The following is a 16992-nucleotide window of genomic DNA, read 5'->3' as shown; positions in this document are numbered from 1 at the left end:
ATGGATACCAATCCAATGAACGCCGCACAGGCAGCAGGGGAGACCCCTGATACTGCTGCGGCAAAGAAGACGCGTCGCGGCCGCAAGGTCAAGCGCACGCTCGCGGGTGCCTTTGCCCTCACCATCGGTCTTACCGGTGCTGGCGTCCTGGCCTCCGCTCTCTCTCCTGACGCTCAGGTGGCGACGGCGCAGAAGGATGACGCTGCCCTCGTGCAAGAAGGCAAGGACATCTACGACACCGCCTGCATCACCTGCCACGGTGCGAACCTCCAGGGCATTCAGGACCGCGGTCCTTCCCTCGTGGGTATCGGTGCCGGCTCCGTGTACTTCCAGGTGCACTCTGGCCGCATGCCGATGATGTCGAACGACGCCCAAGCTGAGCGCAAGACCCCGCGCTACACCGAGCAGCAGACGCTCGCGCTTGCCGCATTCGTCGCTGCCAACGGTGGCGGCCCGGACATCGTGTACAACGAGGACGGCTCCGTCGCACAGGAGTCGCTCCGCGGCGCCAACTACGACGGCAACATCCAGGCAGAAGATGTCGCGAAGGGCTCCGAGCTCTTCCGTATGAACTGCGCATCGTGCCACAACTTTACCGGCCAAGGCGGCGCGCTGTCCTCCGGTAAGTACGCACCGCCACTGGCTCCTGCTTCCGAGCAGGAGATCTACCAGGCGATGCTCACCGGCCCGCAGAACATGCCGAAGTTCTCTGACCGCCAGCTCACTGCTGACGAGAAGAAGGACATCATCGCTTACATCAAGTCCGCGAAGGAGACCCCGTCTCCGGCTGGTTGGGACCTGGGCGGACTTGGCCCGGTCTCTGAAGGCCTTGCAATGTGGATCATCGGCATCACCGCACTGTGTGCTGCCGCTATGTGGATTGGATCGCGCCACTAATGAGCAACGTAAACAAGAACTACACCGAAGCAGAGCTCAAGAACATGTCTGATGCTGAGCTCACCGCCCTGGGTGCTGAGATGGACGGCGTCACCGTGGCGTTCCGCAAGGAGCGTTTCCCGGTCGCCGGAGATCCGGCCGAAAAGCGCGCTGCCGTCAACGTCGGCGTGTGGGCTGCACTGGCCATCGTCATGGGTCTGGCATTCCTTGCCATCTACCTGTTCTGGCCATGGCACTACAAGTCTCTCGGCGAAGAGGGCCTTGCATGGCACACCCTGTACACCCCGCTGCTGGGTCTTACGTCCGGCCTGTCCATTCTTTCGCTGGGCATCGCCATCGTGCAGTACGTCAAGCGCATTCTGCCGGAGGAAATCTCCGTGCAGCGTCGCCACGACGGTCCGTCGGACGAGATTGATCGCCGCACGCTGACCGCGCTTCTCAACGACTCGTGGAAGACCTCCACCCTTGGTCGCCGCAAGACCCTCCAGGGCTTGCTCGGCGGTGCTGCCGTTCTCTTCGGTCTCACCGTCGTTGCCCCGCTGGGTGGCGCCATCAAGAACCCGTGGAAGGTTCGCCACGAGCTCAACTACGCTGGCGACGGCACGATGTGGACGTCCGGTTGGACGCTGCATGAGAAGGGCGTGAAGCTCTACCTCGCACGCGATACCGGCACGATCGCCGAGCAGCACGAGGGCGAGTCCGGCACGCACTACACGACGCAGGGTGTTACCCGCCTCGTCCGCGTGCGCCCGGAAGACCTGGCTGCTGGCGGCATGGAGACTGTCTTCCCGCTCGCAGAGTCCGACGTCAACGACGGCGACCTCTACGATCCGCAGAAGGACGTCTACGAGAACCACATGCACTCCATCCACGGCAACCGCAACGCGGTCATGCTCATCCGTCTGCGTAATTCTGACGCGCAGAAGGTCATTGAGCGTGAGGGCCAGGAGGACTTCCACTACGGCGATTACTACGCCTTCTCTAAGATTTGTACCCACATTGGTTGCCCGACCTCGCTGTACGAGGCTCAGACCAACCGTATTCTCTGCCCGTGCCACCAGTCGCAGTTCGACGCTCTGCAGTACGGCAAGCCGGTCTTTGGCCCGGCCGCCCGTGCACTGCCACAGCTGCCGGTCACGATTGATGAGGACGGCTACCTGGTCGCCAAGGGCAACTTCATTGAGCCTGTCGGCCCGGCCTACTGGGAGCGTAAGTCATAATGAGCAATAAACTCGCAAAGATTGGCAACAACGTTGACAGCCGTTTCACGCTGTCCGGTGCGGTTCGTCCGCAGCTGAACAAGGTCTTCCCGACCCACTGGTCTTTCATGCTCGGTGAGATGGCGCTCTACAGCTTCATCATCCTGCTGCTGACCGGTATCTACTTGGCCCTCTTCTTCGATCCGTCGATCACGAAGGTCATCTACGACGGCACCTACGCACCGCTCAACGGTGTGGAGATGTCTTCCGCATACGCATCTGCTCTGGACCTTTCCTTCGAGGTTCGCGGTGGCCTGTTTGTCCGCCAGATGCACCACTGGGCAGCCCTGCTGTTCATGATGTCCATGGTCGCGCACATGCTTCGCATCTTCTTCACCGGTGCGTTCCGCCGCCCGCGTGAGGCTAACTGGATCATCGGTTGCACGCTCATCCTCCTGGGCATGGTCGAGGGCTTCCTCGGCTACTCCCTCCCGGATGACCTGCTCTCCGGTGTCGGCCTCCGTATTATGTCGGCCATCATCCTGACCATCCCGGTCATCGGTACCTGGCTGCACTGGGCTATCTTCGATGGCGACTTCCCGTCCGACCTCATGCTGGATCGTTTCTACATCCTCCACGTGCTGGTTATCCCGGGCATCATCCTCGCCCTTATCGCTGCTCACGTTCTCATCGTCTGGTTCCAGAAGCACACGCAGTTCCCGGGACCGGGCCGCGCTGAGAACAACGTTGTCGGTGTCCGCATCATGCCGGTCTTCGCTACGAAGGCTATTGGCATGGGCCTCATGGTCGCTGGCGTGCTGGCGCTCATGTCGGGTCTGCTCACCATCAACGCCATTTGGCTGCTGGGCCCGTACAACCCGTCGCAGGTTTCCGCTGGTTCTCAGCCGGATATCTACATGCTGTGGACTGACGGTCTCGCCCGTGTCATGCCGGCGTGGGAGCTCTACCTCGGTAAGTACACCATCCCGGGTGCATTCTGGGTCGTCGTGGTCGCCATGATCATGGTTATCCTGCTCATCGCTTACCCGTTCATCGAGAAGAAGATGACTGGCGACGACGCTCACCACAACCTGCTGCAGCGTCCGCGCGACGTGCCGGTGCGTTCTGGCCTCGGCGCGATGGCTATCTCCTTCTTCGTTCTGGTTACCATCTCCGGTGGTAACGACCACGTGGCTCACTTCTTCCAGATTTCGCTGAACGCGATGACCTGGGTTGGTCGTATCGGCCTCATCGTGGTTCCGCCGATTGCTTACTTCCTTACGTACAAGATCTGCGTTGGTCTCCAGCGTTCCGACCGTGAGGTTCTCGAGCACGGTATCGAGACCGGTGTTCTGAAGCAGCTGCCGAACGGTGCCTTCATCGAGGTTCACCAGCCGCTCGGCCCGGTCGACGAGCACGGCCACCCGGTTCCGCTTGAGTACGCCGGTGCGTACGTCCCGAAGCAGCTCAACCACCTTGGTCTGGCTGACTCCGAGACCCAGGGTATCTTCGCCCCGGACGACGAGGGCCTGATGCACAAGGTTCACGAAATCCACGCAGAGAACGCCGCGGAGGAAGCGGACATGTACCGTGCCCTCAACGAGGCCAATCGCCGCGACGACGAAGAAAACGGCCGCATCTAGCGCCTTCCTTCTTTCGAAACTGTCACCAACCCGCCACAGCCTGGACCAGGCTGCGGCGGGTTCGTCAGTTTTCACTCCCTATATATGGAAGGGCATACGCGCGGCATGCTGTGAGAGATAGCCAACAGAAGCGGGAAAGGGTTCCAGAGAGGTGGACACGCCCTGCGACCGCAGTCATGAGCCACTCGGCGTTCGAGAGTCGCCGTTACGTACGTGAAGAGGGCTGCGTGCATGGGGTGCTCGGGCGACGCTACCAGTGAAGCTGCGCGGCTGCCGTAACTAAGTCGGCCTGTAGGCCGCTGCGTTGCGCAGCAGGGATTCGTGGGGCGCTTTCGGAGCGACGGCCTGGAGCATGGGGGATAGCGCATGACTATGTAGCGCTCATGTCGATGACGCGCACCATGGACGCTCTCACTGCTCTCGGGTGAGACATTTAGTACCCGAGTGGGATGGACGCGGTGAAGCGCTTGGAACGGCCCGAGGATGTGGACCGAACTTGAGAGGCCTTCAGGCGCCCATATGACTGCGTCTTAGAGCCGCCGGCAAAGAGCACAACGCCACAACCCGTGGCGGCAGCCCACCCGCTGGCGTGGGTGCCGCCTATAAGCCGACGAGAACGGGGGAGTGCATTAGAATCTCCTCCACGGTACTGACACAACGGGGATGGCGGCGCTGCATTCGGGGTCTCGATGCGGTTGAAAATCGGTAACGGACGCTGTGCAGCATGTTCTGTGTGGGGTAGATGCGCCCGATGTTACACGTATGTGACGAAGGTCACGACGGCAGTTTGTTTACGCGGATTTCAGGGTTTAACGAAGAACGTGAAAGTTTGTTAAGTCCGGAAACGGTGCAGGTTGTTCCAATGTTTTGGGGTGCTATCGTGTTCGGCGGTCGGATTAAACCCTGAGAAACTGTGGTTTGATAACGGGACGATAACGGCCTTGTAACGAACGGGTGGTGGCGTTGCGGCTAGACAATTCTCGTAACGGTTTCGTAACCTTATCGAGACATTGCAGCGCTCCCCATGAGTGCTCAATCGAAAAATGAACACTAGCGCCGTATCTGGCCCACTCTCGACAGGGTGAGCCGAACGGAGGCGCGGGATACAGGAACGCCCGCGCCAACGAACGTTAGGCCCCCACTGGGCCAGAGCTTCCACGCTTCCACATCATTACAGCCCACCGTCACGGTGGCGGGGTGGAATGCGGCCGAAAACGGGACTCGTAGAAGACGAGAAACGCTTTGGCCCGCCGCGGAGGTAGGCGCGACTGAAGATTTGGAGATTTATTCGTGGCTAAGCACCGTCGTCAGAGCACTAACACCACCCGCCGTATCGCGGGCACCGCAGCTCTCGCTGCAACCGCAACCGTGGCGGTTCCGGGTGTTGCCCAGGCAGCCGAGGTTGTCATTCCGAACACCAACTACTCGGTGAACGTCAATGGCATCGAGAACATCCCGGGTATCAAGGATGTCCCGAACATCGGCCAGTACGTGCCGTCCTTCAACCAGGTTCAGGCGCAGGCCAAGACCTACAACGCAACGGCTACCGTCCCGCAGGCTGCCGCTGCTCCGGCTCCGGCCCCGCAGCAGTCCACCGGTGACAAGGTCGTCGCCGCTGCCCGCAGCGCCATCGGTTCCCCGTACGGCTGGGGCTCCGCCGGCCCGAGCAGCTTCGACTGCTCTGGTCTGACCTCCTGGGCTTACGCACAGGCCGGTAAGTCCATCCCGCGTACCTCCCAGGCACAGGCTGCCCAGGGCCAGCAGGTGTCCATGTCGGACATCCAGCCGGGCGACATTGTTGTGTACTACGGTGGCGCATCCCACGTCGCCATCTACGCCGGTAACGGCGTCATGATTGACTCGCTCAATTCCGGCACCACCGTGGCCGAGCGTCCGCTCAACTACATGCCGATCCACTCCATCGTGCGTTTCTAGTCCGCACGCCGTCTCGGCTTGCCCCCGTCTCGACCCTTGTCGAGATGGGGTTTTCCCTTTTTCGTATGACGATGCTGAGATTGTCCTTAAGTTCTTCTATAGTGGATGTATTCACTTGCAATTTTTGAGGGGTTCTTCCGTGCGTCTTCCTAACCGCATCAGCCTGGCGCTGGTCAGTGTCGCTTTCGCTTCCACCGCCCTCCCGGCTATCGCGCAGGAGCTGCCGGCTGAAGAGTCGGTGCAGACGCCGGAGAATAATGACATGCAAGCCCTCGTCGACGAGGTCGGTGAGGTCGCCCAGAAGGTCTCCGCGAAGAACGAGGAAGTCAAGCAGCTCGAGGATGACCTCGCCGCCCAGCAGGCGAGGGTCGATGACCTCGCTGCCCAAGCCCGAGCTGCCGCCCAGGCTGCCGATGCCGCCCGCGGTGCCGTCGGCTCTCAGCAGGCCGCCATCAACGGCTTGGCGCAGTCTCGTTACCGCGGGGCGCACCGATCTGCTGCGACGACCGCGCTCGAGTCTGCCAACCCGCAGGAGGCCGTCGAGCGCCTGGGCTACCTCGGCGCCCTGTCGCGTGACGCCCACCGCGAACTCAGCACGATGACGCAGGCCTCGCAAGACGCTGACACCGCCCATGCGAAGGCCGTCGAGACTGCGGATGCCGCCCGCGCGGAGCAGACCCGTCTCGAAGAACAGCGTGCTCGTGTCGTCAAGGAGAAGGAAGCCCTCGAGGCACAGCAGCGCGACATCGAGGCGCGTGTCGACGCTCTCAACGAGGAACAGCGCGCGCAGTGGGAGGCTCAGTTTGGTGGTGTGACCCGCGAGATCAATCCGGAGTTGCTCGCACGCCTCGCCGAGTCGGGCCTCGGCGGCAGAGCAGCCGCTGCTGCACTCACCAAGCAGGGAGCTCCCTATGGCTGGGGAGCGACCGGCCCGGATCGCTTCGACTGCTCAGGTCTTATGGTGTGGGCCTACGCGCAGGAGGGCAAGTCCATCCCGCGTACCTCGCAGGCGCAGCTCTCCGGCGGCACCCCGGTGCCCATGGACCAGCTCGAGCCGGGCGACGTCATCGGCTACTACCCGGGTGTGACCCACGTGGGCATGTATATCGGCGACGGCCAGGTCGTCCACGCCTCGACGTATGGTGTGCCGGTCCAGGTTGTCCCTGTCGACTCCATGCCGGTACAGGGAGCCGTCCGCTTCTAGACGTGCGCACGCGGTAGGCTCACAGCCATGCCACGCATTCTGCTTGTGACTAATGATTTCCCGCCGACCATCGGCGGCATTCAGTCGTATCTGCGCGATTTTCTTGCGACCCTGGACCCAGCCGACGTCCTTGTCTTCGCCTCGACCCAGGACGCCGAGGCCGCAGCCACCTTTGATGCGCAGCTGCCCTACGAGGTTATCCGCTGGCCGCGGCGCATGATGCTGCCCACCCCGGCCACGCGCCGCGAGATGCAGCGCATCATCGCCGAGCGTGGCATCGAGATCGTATGGTTCGGCGCCGCCGCACCCCTCGCGCTCATGGGCGGCGCCGCCAAGGCCGCCGGCGCCAGGAAAGTGGTGGCCACGACCCACGGCCACGAGGTGGGCTGGTCCATGCTGCCGGGCGCGCGCCAGGCGCTGCGGGGCATCGGCAAGCATGCGGACGTCATTACTTATATCGCGGAGTACACGCTGCGCCGTTTGCGACCCGCCTTCGGCCCCGGGCCAGAGTGGGTGCACTTGCCCAGCGGCGTCAACACGGACATGTTTGAGCCTGTGGGCGAGTTCGACATGCTCGCCGCAGAGGGCTTTTACGGGCTTGAGGGCGCCGATCCCGTCATCGTGTGCGTCTCCCGTTTCGTCCCGCGCAAAGGCCAAGACCAGCTGCTGCGCGTTATGCCGCGCATTCGGGAGCGCTATCCCAAGGCCCGTTTGCTTCTCATTGGTCGAGGACGCTACCAGGCGGCGCTCGAGCAGCTCGCGGAGATGTATGCGCCGGAGACGATTTTCCACGAAGCCGCGGACGAGGAGGAGATCGCCATGGCGCTGGCTGCCGCGGATATCTTTGCCATGCCTGCCCGCACGCGCGGCGGCGGCCTCGACGTCGAGGGCCTGGGCATCGTCTACCTCGAGGCTCAGGCCGCAGGCCTGCCCGTGATCGCGGGCGACTCGGGCGGCGCGCCGGAGACGGTGACGCCGGAGACGGGCATCGTCGTGCGCGGTAACTCGCAGGACGAGCTCGCCCAGGCGATCCTCACGCTGCTCGACGACCCGAAGCGCGCGGGCGCGATGGGCCGAGCCGGCCGGCGCCACGTCGAGGAGAACTGGACGTGGGAGATTATGGGCGCTCGCCTGCGCGCGATTATGGCCTAGTGCGGCCCGCATGATGTGACGCGGACGGGGGAGGGGTATATCCTACTTGCATGCAAAAATTCTCCCCCTCTGACAATCTCACCGTGGGATTCGACATCGGCGGCACCAACCTTCGCGCCGGTGTCGTCACCGCCGAGGGAGAGATCGTCGACTCGCGCTCGCTACCTACGCCCGCGACCGGGGAGGAACTCGACGCCGCCATCCTCGCGCTCATCGCCGAGCTGCGCGCAGAGTATCCGGTGCAGGCCGTGGGCCTGGCGATTGCCGGATTCATCGATCCGGACCGCGAGTTGGTCCGCTTTGCTCCGCACCTGCCGTGGCGTGATGCCGCCGTGCGCGCCAACCTGCAGTCGCACTTAGACATCCCCGTTGTCATCGAGCACGACGCGAACTCTGCGGCGTGGGGCGAGTGGCGCTTTGGTGCTGGCCGCGGCGCCCACGATTGGGTCTTCTTCGCCGTAGGCACGGGCATCGGCGCGACGCTCATGACGGGCGACGAGATATTCCGCGGCGCGTTTGGCACCGCCCCTGAATTCGGCCACATCGTGGTGGTGCCGGGCGGACGCGAGTGCTCCTGCGGCAAGCGCGGCTGCCTGGAGCGCTACGCCTCGGGCACGGCGCTTCCGGACACGGTGCGCGAGCTGCGTGGCTCCTACGAGACCACGCTCCCGGAAAATCCCTCCGGCGTGGCCATCGCGCAGGCTGCGCGCGACGGCGACCCGCTGGGCGTTGCGGTCATGGAGGACTTTGCACGCTGGCTCGGCCAGGGCCTGTCCATCGTCGCGGATATCCTTGACCCGGAGCTCATCGTCCTCGGCGGCGGCGTAGCGGGCGACGCGGACGTCTACCTTGCTACCGCGCGCGAGACGATGGCGCAGTCCATCGTCGGCGCGGGGCACCGCCCACTGGCGCGTGTGGCGACGGCGGCTCTGGGCTCGGCCGCGGGTATGATCGGCGTGGCTGATATCGCGCGCCAGGCGCTTACTCGCGCCTAGAATTTTCCGACGAGGGCAGGATAATAATGCACAACAAGTGGTACTGGGCGTTTAAGTACATCTTCTTCGGTCCCGCCCTGCGTGTGTGGAACCGCCCGTGGTCCGAGGGCATGGACAATATCCCGGCCGAAGGCCCCGCCATCGTGGCGTCTAACCACCAGGCCGTCATGGACTCATTCTTCTTCCCGCTCATGTGCCCGCGCCAGATCGTCTTCCTGGCGAAGTCCGAGTACTTCACCACCCCCGGCCTCGTGGGACGCGCGCAGGCGTGGTTCTTTACCTCCGTGGGGCAGGTTCCCGTCGTGCGCACCTCGGAGTCCGCGGCGGACGATATGGCAGCCACCGCGAAGGAAATCCTTGACCGTGGCGATATCTTCGGCATTTACCCCGAGGGCACGCGCTCGCCGGACGGTCGCATTTATAAGGGGCGCACCGGCATGGCGCGCGTCGCCATGGAGACCGGCTATCCCGTCATCCCCATCGCGATGGTGGGCACACGCGACGCCAACCCCATCGGCACGTGGATTCCGCGCCCAGTGAAGGTAGGCATGCGCGTGGGCGAGCCCATCGACCCCCATGCGTGGGCGGCCGAGCGCGGTCTCGACCCCGCCGAGCATGCTACCCAGCGCGCGTTTACGGACGACTTCATGCACACGCTCGCGCGCCTCGCGGGCAAGCCCTACGTTGATGTCTACGCCTCGGACGTCAAGGCCTCGCTCGCCGCTGGCCACGGCTACCCGGACGGCGCGCAGCCCGGAAATTCCCAGTAGCGCCCGCTCAAGCATTAGAATCGCGGGATAGACTCTATTCCCCGTGTAAGGACGTGCTCACTATCTCTGCCCCGCATTCAGCACCCGCCGCCCCTCAGAAGCAACGTCTCGCCTGGCCGGACGTCGCTCGCGGCGTGTCGATCCTGGGCGTCGTCCTGCTGCACGTGCGTCTTGCCGTACCCGAGGGCGAGCACACGCTTGCCGCCCAGGCAAATGAGCTCATCGACCCGCTGCGACTGCCCCTGTTCTTTATCATCTCCGGCTTCTTCTCGCAGAAGGTCCTGAACTTCCGCTTCGGCGAACTCTTCCGCAAGCGCCTGTGGTTCCTGCTCATTCCGTACCTCGTCTGGTCCATCGTCGAGCTGCGTATGAGCACGTGGGACTTCCACTATGCCTTCGACACGCCAGTCGCGACATGGCGCGAGAGCCTGCGCACCGTCTTGCTCGGCCACTCCATGGGCTGGTTCCTCCACTCGCTCGTGCTCTACAACATCTTCCTGTGGGCTGTGCGCAAGCTGCCGCCGTGGGCGGGCCTCGCCGCGAGCTTTAGCCCGCTGCTGCTCCTTGGCTACACGCAGGAGTACTACGTGGTGGGCAAGGCCATCATGTTCCTGCCCGTCTTCATGGCCGGCGTGTATTTGCGTCCCGCAATCACCACGTTTGCCGAGTCCATCGACTCGCTGCGCCACCCCACGCGCGCGACGTGGTGGGCCCTGGCGCTCACCGTCGCCACGTATGCGGCGAGCGTGACGCTGCGCGGCCGATTCGACGAGCGCGTCGAACCCATCGACGTTACCTGGCCACTGCCGGGCGCAGGGAACCTTGGGCTTGAAGAAGCGAAGCTCCTGGTGCGCTTCGCCGAGCAGGCCCTGCAGCTGCCCGCCGGCATCGCGGCCGCAGTCCTGCTGGCCCACGTACCTTTCGTCTCTGGCTTTTTCCGCTTCATTGGCAGCCATACGCTGCCTATTTACTTGGGTCACCACCTCGGCATCATCGCGCTCTTCGGCTTCCCCAAGACCTACTACGGTTGGGACGTCACCAAAGCTGGCGAGTGGCCGTTCGAGTCCACCGATTTCTGGATTTGGGGCTGCTTCGCTGCCGCGGCCGTGGGCAGTCTAGCGCTGTGGCTCATAGAGAAGATCCCGGTCGCGCGCTGGACGATGGTCCCGCCGCGCCTGCCGTCGCTCAAAGAACTGCGGAGCCAGCGCCGCGCACAGCGCGAGCACGCCACCCCACGCTAGATAGTCGTTGCCCGGCAGCATCTGCCACCAGGACCACCCGTATTCGAAGTCGTGCGCATGCGGCACGAGCCAATGCCCGCGCGCGAAGAGCACGATCCACGTCGGCACCGCGAGCCACCAGTTCCGCCGCGCCGTAAAGAAGACCGCGAGGAGTACAAACCACACGAAGTGGTGCGACCACGACACGGGCGAGCCCAGCAGGGCCGCGAGCGACGTGACGAGGACGAGCGCCGCTGGCTCGCGCAGCCGGATAAAGAGCGCGACGGCGAGCACAACGCCCAGAACCGCGACCCCCAACAGCCACCAGCCTTCGCCGAGGCCTAGCCGTTCCACGAATCCGCGCAGCGACTGATTGCCCGCATACGCCAGGGCGCCAATCCTTTCCGAGTCGCGCAGCGTCGCGGTCCAATACTCCAACGAGTTGTCTGGCCGCGGCAACAGTCCCACCACCGAGCACGCCACGAAGCTTCCGATGCCCCCAGCCACGCCGCGCCAGTCGCGCCGGACAAAGAAGTAAGCGAGGAAGACCGCCGGAGTGAGCTTGATGGCCATCGCCACGCCGGTGAGCCACCCGCGCCACCGTGCGACGCTGGGGGAGGGATGGGCGGTGATAAAGAGGGCATCGGAAAGCACGAGCGCGGCGAGGAACACATTGATCTGCGCGAAGGAGAGGTTCTCGGTGAGTGGCTCGGTCCACGCGGCGGCCGCGGTGAGCAGGACAGCGGTGCGTGGGTCGCGGACGAGGAGACGAATGCACCACCACAGCGCTGCGAGAGTCGCTGCGTTCCACACCAACGCGGCGAGCTGCCACGGCAGCGGCGCGAGGGGTGTGAAGACAAGCGCGGCGAATGGGGGATAGGTAAACGGCAGCTGCGTGCCGTCCACGGCGAAGATCTGGTCGTAGTAGGTCTCGCCGCTTAAGGCCGCGTGCCCGCCCGCCTGGTAGACGAGGAGATCGATGTGGTGGTGCCACGCGAGGCCCTCGCCGCGCAGCAGCGCCCCGGCGTCGACGGTGGCGAAGAGGAGGGCTGCAGCGAGCGCCAGCCAGGCGAGGACGATCATGACTGGGAATTTTAGCCCCAACGCGGGCGCGGCCGAATTCGCAGGCTAGAGTGGCTAGCGTGCGATACTTCTACGACACCGAGTTTATCGAGGACGGCCAGACCATCGAGTTGGTCTCCATCGGCATCGTGGCCGAGGACGGCCGCGAATACTACGCGGTGTCGACGGACTTTGATCCGGCGCGCGCTAACCCGTGGGTGCGCGAGCACGTGCTGGATAAGCTGCCCAGCCCCTCGGACACGGCGTGGCGCTCGGTGGCACGCATCCGTGAGGAGGTTTTCGAGTTCCTCACGAGCGCGCCGACCCCGCCGCAGCTGTGGGCGTGGGTGGGCGACTACGACCACGTGCTCGTGGCCCAGCTCTGGGGCGACATGGCGGCGCTGCCGCGCGAGATTCCGCGCTATACCCGCGAGCTCAAGCAGTACTGGGAATTCGCCGGGCGCCCCGCGCTGCCGCCGGTACCGGACGGCAACCACGACGCACTCGTGGACGCGCGCCACAACCTCGCGAAGTTCCACGCCTGCATGGAGGCGCTGCCGCTCTCGCCTGGCAACCGCGTGCTCTAGCGAATGTAACTGCCAGCTTATAGTTTCTATTTCCGCACCATGTGTCATAATGACGGGGTGAGTTGGACAGTAGATATCCCTAAAGAAGCCCTGCCGGATCTCCCGCCGTTGCCTGACGGTATCGAGGAGGCCTTCCAGGACGTCATCTCCCGTGACGCGAAGCAACAGCCCAGCTGGGACCAGGACCAGGCGGACAACGTCCGCAAGATCCTCGAGTCTGTGCCGCCCATCGTCGTGGCCCCTGAGATCGAAAACCTGAAGAAGCAATTGGCCGATGTCGCCTTGGGCAAGGCCTTCCTGCTCCAGGGCGGCGACTGCGCCGAGACTTTCGAGTCCAACACCGAGCCGCACATCCGCGGCAACATCAAGACCCTGCTGCAGATGGCCGTCGTGCTCACCTACGGCGCCTCGACCCCAGTGGTCAAAATCGGCCGTATTGCTGGCCAGTACGCGAAGCCGCGTTCCTCGGACATCGACGGCGAGGGCCTGCTTAGCTACCGCGGCGACATCGTCAACGGCGTGGAAAACAACGAAGAGGCCCGCACGCACGATCCGGCCCGCATGATTCGTGCCTACGCAAACTCCTCGGCCGCGATGAACCTCATTCGCGCCCTCACGTCCTCCGGCACGGCGGATCTCTACCGACTGCACGAGTGGAACCGCGAGTTCGTCGCCAATTCTTCTGCTGGTGCGCGCTACCAGCAGCTGGCCAACGAGATTGAAAATGGCCTTAACTTCATGACGGCCTGCGGCGTGGACGACACGGTCCTGCGTGCCGCGGACATCTACTGCTCGCACGAGGCGCTCCTGCGCGACTACGAGCGTTCCATGCTGCGCCTGGGCAAGGACGCCAATGGCCAGACCAAGCTCTATGATCTCTCGGCCCACCAGGTCTGGATTGGCGAGCGCACCCGCGGTATTGACGACTTCCACGTCAACTTCGCCGCGCTCATCGGCAACCCAGTCGGCATCAAGCTCGGCCCGGGCGTCACCCCGGAGCAGGCCGTCGACTACGCGGAGAAGCTCGATCCGCTGCGCGAGCCCGGCCGCCTCACGATGATCGTGCGCATGGGCTACGACAAGATTCGTACCGTCCTGCCGCCCGTTATCAAGGCCGTCGAAGAATCCGGCCACAAGGTCGTCTGGCAGTCCGACCCGATGCACGGCAACACCTTCACCGCCTCCAACGGCTACAAGACGCGCCACTTCGACAAGATCATCGACGAGGTCCAGGGCTTCTTCGAGGTCCACCGCCAGCTGGGCACCCACCCGGGCGGCATCCACCTTGAGTTCACCGGCGAGGACGTCACCGAGTGCCTCGGCGGCGCCGAGGACATTACTGAGGTCGATCTGCCGGGCCGCTACCAGTCCTTCGTGGACCCGCGCCTGAACACGCAGCAGTCCCTCGAGCTCGCCTTCCTCGTCGCGGAGATGCTCCGCCACCAGTAAGGCCGTCTGCACGTCGGACCTCCACGCTCCCGACTTCAGAACAACGAAGCACCCAAAACCCGCCAGTTTTGGGTGCTTCGTTGTTCTGAAATCCGCTCCGGTTGCCGATCCCACCGGGCTGGGATAGCGTTGGCTTCATCATTCGGAGGGATCTCATGGGGGAGAGATGTTGGAGCCACTATCGGGGTATGACACGAAAGAACTCGTGGGCATGGTCAACCGGGGAGAGGCCATTCGCGTCACGCGCGGGCTTTATCTTCGCGACGAGCCGAGGCCTTATGACCTTGCGGAACTCCTGTGCTTCCGTGACGAGAGGCTGGCACTCGACGGCTACAGCACGGCACAGCTGTACCTGAGAAGCCCATTGACTTTCCCGCTGCGAGTCATGCGCGCCTCCGCGGTAGGGGCGAGCCCCTACTATGAGGCGCGCCGCGCACGACCCAACGCGGCCTTTTCTCTGGGATACGTTCGCGCCTGCAACCCGCTCCAGGCGCTCGAAATCATGCCCGTGGAGCATGGCGTTGACTTTGTGGAGCGATTCTTCCGCGGACGTTCTGCGCGCGAGAACCTCGCGATGTGGGAGCGCTGCCTTGGCCGCATGCCAGCGCGCACACGGGATATCCTTTCCCGCGCGTTCATCGGCACGGATAGCGTTCCAGAAAAGCGGCTCACGCAGGGACTACGCGATGCTGGACTGAAGGTCCTCAACAACGTGGATATCGGCCCCTATCGGTGGGACCTAGTACTCAAGGCCGAGAGGATCGCCATCGAAGTCGACGGCTATCAGTACCACAAGGGCGAGGGCGTGCAGCGCTTCGAGATCGACCGGCAGAAGCTCAACGACGCGGTCCACCGTGGTTGGCGCGCGCTGCACTTCACCGCGGCCACTATCGAACACCACCTCAACGTTGCGGTCAATCAAGTAAAGGCCATCGTGGAAGATAGGCGTAACTATGTCCCCGGCCCGTGGAAGTGGCACCGCTATTTTCAGAATGATTAGCTGGATTTCAGAACAACGAAGCACCCAAAAGCGTGCAGTTTTGAGTGCTTCGTTGTTCTGAAATCCGCTGAGTCGGAGGAGACGTTACATCGGCCACCAGAACACGGGGATGGTGCCGTAGTCGCCGGAGCCAAACCACCATCCACCGACGCCCACGGCCAGCGCTGCGAGCGCGACCACAGCGAGCCATAGCCCGAACACGACTCCGGAGCGGTTCGAGTAGACCTGCGGCGCGGGTTCGTCCACGGCGGTGGCGACTTCTTCGGGCTCGCGGCGGGCGGTCGCCTCATAGGAGGGCGTACGTGCGGGCGGGTTGAACGTGGGCTGGGGTAGCGGTGCTTCAACAGGAGCAGCGACCGGGTGCTGCGTGGGCATGTCGAGCTTGGTCTCGAAGCTCAAGCGCGGGCGCTCGTCCTCGGGCAGGGGCTCTGGGGCCATGACCGTCGTGGGATCCTCGGCTGGATTTCCAATTACTTCGGTCGTGTCAGCAGGCAGGGTGCGGGTTGGCTCGAAGACGTCGTCGCTGCGCACGCCCGTGAAGTCCGTGGGCTGCGCCGCCGTGCGCGCCGCCGCCGAGTTCTGGGGGACCGGAACTGTAAACGCCGGCAGCTCCAAGGACGCGGCGACATCGTCGAGTGCGGCGAGGAACTCCGCGGCGTCGGTGAACCGCTCCTCGGGCGCGCGGGCGGTGGCGCTGGCGACGAGGGCATCGAAGAGCGGGGGAATGCCGTCGATACGCGACGAGGGCGCGGGGACGTCCGCGTTGAGACGCGAGGTCGCATGCGCGATAGGAGTGTCGCCGGAGAAAGGAACGTCGCCGGTAAGCAGCTCGTAGGCGACGATGCCGGCGGAATAGACGTCCGTGGCTGGCGTGATCTCTTCGCCCGTCACCTGCTCCGGCGCGAGGTAGGAGACGGTGCCCACGATGTGGTCGGTCGTCGCCTGCGCGTTGGAGGAACGCACCAAGCCGAAGTCACCGAGTTTCACGCGATGATCGGCATTAATGAGCACGTTATCCGGCTTGATGTCACGGTGGACGAGCCCGCGGGCATGGACGGCGGACAGCCCCGTGAGGACGGCACGCAGCACGGCCGTGGCAGCGTGCGGGGGCATGGGGCCACGCTCGGCGAGGAGCTCGCGCAAGGTACCGCCGGTGATGAGCTCCATGATGAGGAAAATGGGATCGCCGTCCGCGGAGAAGTCGTGAATCGCCACGAGGTTGGGGTGAGACAGCTGCGCCATCGCGCGGGCCTCACGGCGGAAACGCTGCTGGAAAATCGGGTCACCAGCAAGGTGCTCGTGCATGACTTTGGCCGCCACCGCGCGACCGAGGCGGAGGTCAACGCAGCGGTACACAGTGGACATGCCGCCGCGCGCGATGGGACGGTCAATGCGATAGCGTCCGTCCAGAATGTCGCCTACGGCCAAAGTACTCATGCGTTCCAGTATGGCCGATGTCCCCGCGAACAGTCGAACGCGTTAAGGTGGAGCACGTGACTTATGACGCAAATTCTCAGCTCGCCGCCCTGCTGGCGGACGAAAAACTGCTCACCATGCCCGAGGTCGCGGACAAGCTAGGCATCGCCGTCACGCGCGTCCATGACCTGCTCCACGCGCACAAACTGCTCGCGTACCGCGACGCCGAGGGCAAGCGCTGGGTTCCGGAGGCCTTCTTCAATGAGAAGGACGCCGTGTCCAAGTACGTCTCGGGCTGCATTACGGTGCTCGCGGACGGCGGCTACACGGATGACGAGATTCTCGTCCACCTCTTCACCGAGGACGAGTCCCTGCCGGGCCGTCCCATCGATGGCCTCCACGGCCACCTTGCGCGCGAGGTCATTCGCCGCGCGCAGGCCTCGGCGTTCTAGCTTGCCGATGC

At 64.1% G+C, this 16992-nt stretch carries 14 protein-coding genes and 1 pseudogene; 13 read left to right on the top strand and 2 right to left on the bottom strand.

Going from position 1 to position 16992, the window contains the following annotated elements; translation table 11 throughout:
* Positions 1–15: 15 nt before the first annotated feature.
* The 9 genes and pseudogenes from ABJ196_RS04145 to ABJ196_RS04105 form a co-directional block, all read left to right on the top strand.
* Entirely contained in the window at positions 16–897 is an 882-nt protein-coding gene (locus tag ABJ196_RS04145; protein WP_347305358.1) for a cytochrome c, read from the top strand.
* Entirely contained in the window at positions 897–2117 is a 1221-nt protein-coding gene (locus ABJ196_RS04140) for a ubiquinol-cytochrome c reductase iron-sulfur subunit (RefSeq protein WP_066491985.1), read from the top strand. Before ABJ196_RS04145 ends, ABJ196_RS04140 begins: the two co-directional genes overlap by 1 nt.
* Positions 2117–3739, top strand: coding sequence for a cytochrome bc complex cytochrome b subunit (locus ABJ196_RS04135; protein WP_347305357.1), 1623 nt, complete (start codon positions 2117–2119; stop codon positions 3737–3739). The genes ABJ196_RS04140 and ABJ196_RS04135 overlap by 1 nt, the downstream gene beginning before the upstream one ends.
* 1290 nt (positions 3740–5029) lie before the next feature.
* Positions 5030–5674 carry an NlpC/P60 family protein gene (locus ABJ196_RS04130; protein ID WP_347305356.1) on the top strand — a complete coding sequence of 215 codons (645 nt, stop codon included), beginning with the start codon at positions 5030–5032 and terminating at the stop codon, positions 5672–5674.
* A gap of 139 nt (positions 5675–5813) precedes the next feature.
* Entirely contained in the window at positions 5814–6878 is a 1065-nt protein-coding gene (locus ABJ196_RS04125) for an NlpC/P60 family protein (RefSeq protein ID WP_347305355.1), read from the top strand.
* Between the two features lie 27 nt (positions 6879–6905).
* Complete coding sequence (locus tag ABJ196_RS04120; protein ID WP_347305354.1) at positions 6906–8030, top strand: glycosyltransferase family 4 protein; 1125 nt, start codon at positions 6906–6908, stop codon at positions 8028–8030.
* Between the two features lie 50 nt (positions 8031–8080).
* A complete protein-coding gene (locus ABJ196_RS04115) occupies positions 8081–9025 on the top strand; it encodes an ROK family protein (RefSeq protein ID WP_347305353.1) in 945 nt (314 codons plus the stop codon).
* Positions 9026–9051: 26 nt separating this feature from the next.
* Positions 9052–9795, top strand: coding sequence for a lysophospholipid acyltransferase family protein (locus ABJ196_RS04110; RefSeq protein WP_347305352.1), 744 nt, complete (start codon positions 9052–9054; stop codon positions 9793–9795).
* A 53-nt stretch (positions 9796–9848) separates the two neighbouring features.
* Positions 9849–10892 (top strand): annotated as a pseudogene (locus tag ABJ196_RS04105) (acyltransferase family protein); the annotation flags it as partial.
* Positions 10893–10910: 18 nt separating this feature from the next.
* Here the strand turns inward: ABJ196_RS04105 and ABJ196_RS04100 are convergent.
* Positions 10911–12098 (bottom strand): glycosyltransferase 87 family protein, encoded by a 1188-nt coding sequence (locus tag ABJ196_RS04100; protein ID WP_347305351.1) that lies wholly within the window; start codon positions 12096–12098, stop codon positions 10911–10913.
* 59 nt (positions 12099–12157) lie between these two features.
* On the opposite strand from ABJ196_RS04100, the gene ABJ196_RS04095 reads away from it, so the two are divergent.
* The 3 genes from ABJ196_RS04095 (at position 12158) to ABJ196_RS04085 (ending at position 15113) form a co-directional block, all read left to right on the top strand.
* Positions 12158–12664 carry a polyadenylate-specific 3'-exoribonuclease AS gene (locus ABJ196_RS04095; RefSeq protein ID WP_347305350.1) on the top strand — a complete coding sequence of 169 codons (507 nt, stop codon included), beginning with the start codon at positions 12158–12160 and terminating at the stop codon, positions 12662–12664.
* 57 nt (positions 12665–12721) lie between these two features.
* Positions 12722–14113 carry a 3-deoxy-7-phosphoheptulonate synthase class II gene (locus tag ABJ196_RS04090; RefSeq protein WP_347305349.1) on the top strand — a complete coding sequence of 464 codons (1392 nt, stop codon included), beginning with the start codon at positions 12722–12724 and terminating at the stop codon, positions 14111–14113.
* Between the two features lie 166 nt (positions 14114–14279).
* Positions 14280–15113: a hypothetical protein gene (locus tag ABJ196_RS04085; RefSeq protein WP_347305348.1), complete on the top strand. Its 834-nt coding sequence runs from the start codon at positions 14280–14282 to the stop codon at positions 15111–15113.
* 84 nt (positions 15114–15197) lie between these two features.
* Here the strand turns inward: ABJ196_RS04085 and ABJ196_RS04080 are convergent, their stop codons facing one another.
* The gene (locus ABJ196_RS04080) at positions 15198–16550 is read right to left on the bottom strand and encodes a protein kinase (protein ID WP_347305347.1); all 1353 of its coding nucleotides are present in this window, start codon (positions 16548–16550) and stop codon (positions 15198–15200) included.
* 17 nt (positions 16551–16567) lie between these two features.
* On the opposite strand from ABJ196_RS04080, the gene ABJ196_RS04075 reads away from it, so the two are divergent.
* Complete coding sequence (locus ABJ196_RS04075) at positions 16568–16981, top strand: Rv2175c family DNA-binding protein (RefSeq protein WP_347305346.1); 414 nt, start codon at positions 16568–16570, stop codon at positions 16979–16981.
* Positions 16982–16992: the final 11 nt, after the last annotated feature.

Origin of the sequence: Corynebacterium sp. SA-MJD20WY100, assembly GCF_039822565.1 — a bacterium.
In the GTDB taxonomy this organism is placed as follows: domain Bacteria; phylum Actinomycetota; class Actinomycetes; order Mycobacteriales; family Mycobacteriaceae; genus Corynebacterium; species Corynebacterium phoceense_A.
This window is presented reverse-complemented; position numbering and strand designations above follow the sequence as displayed.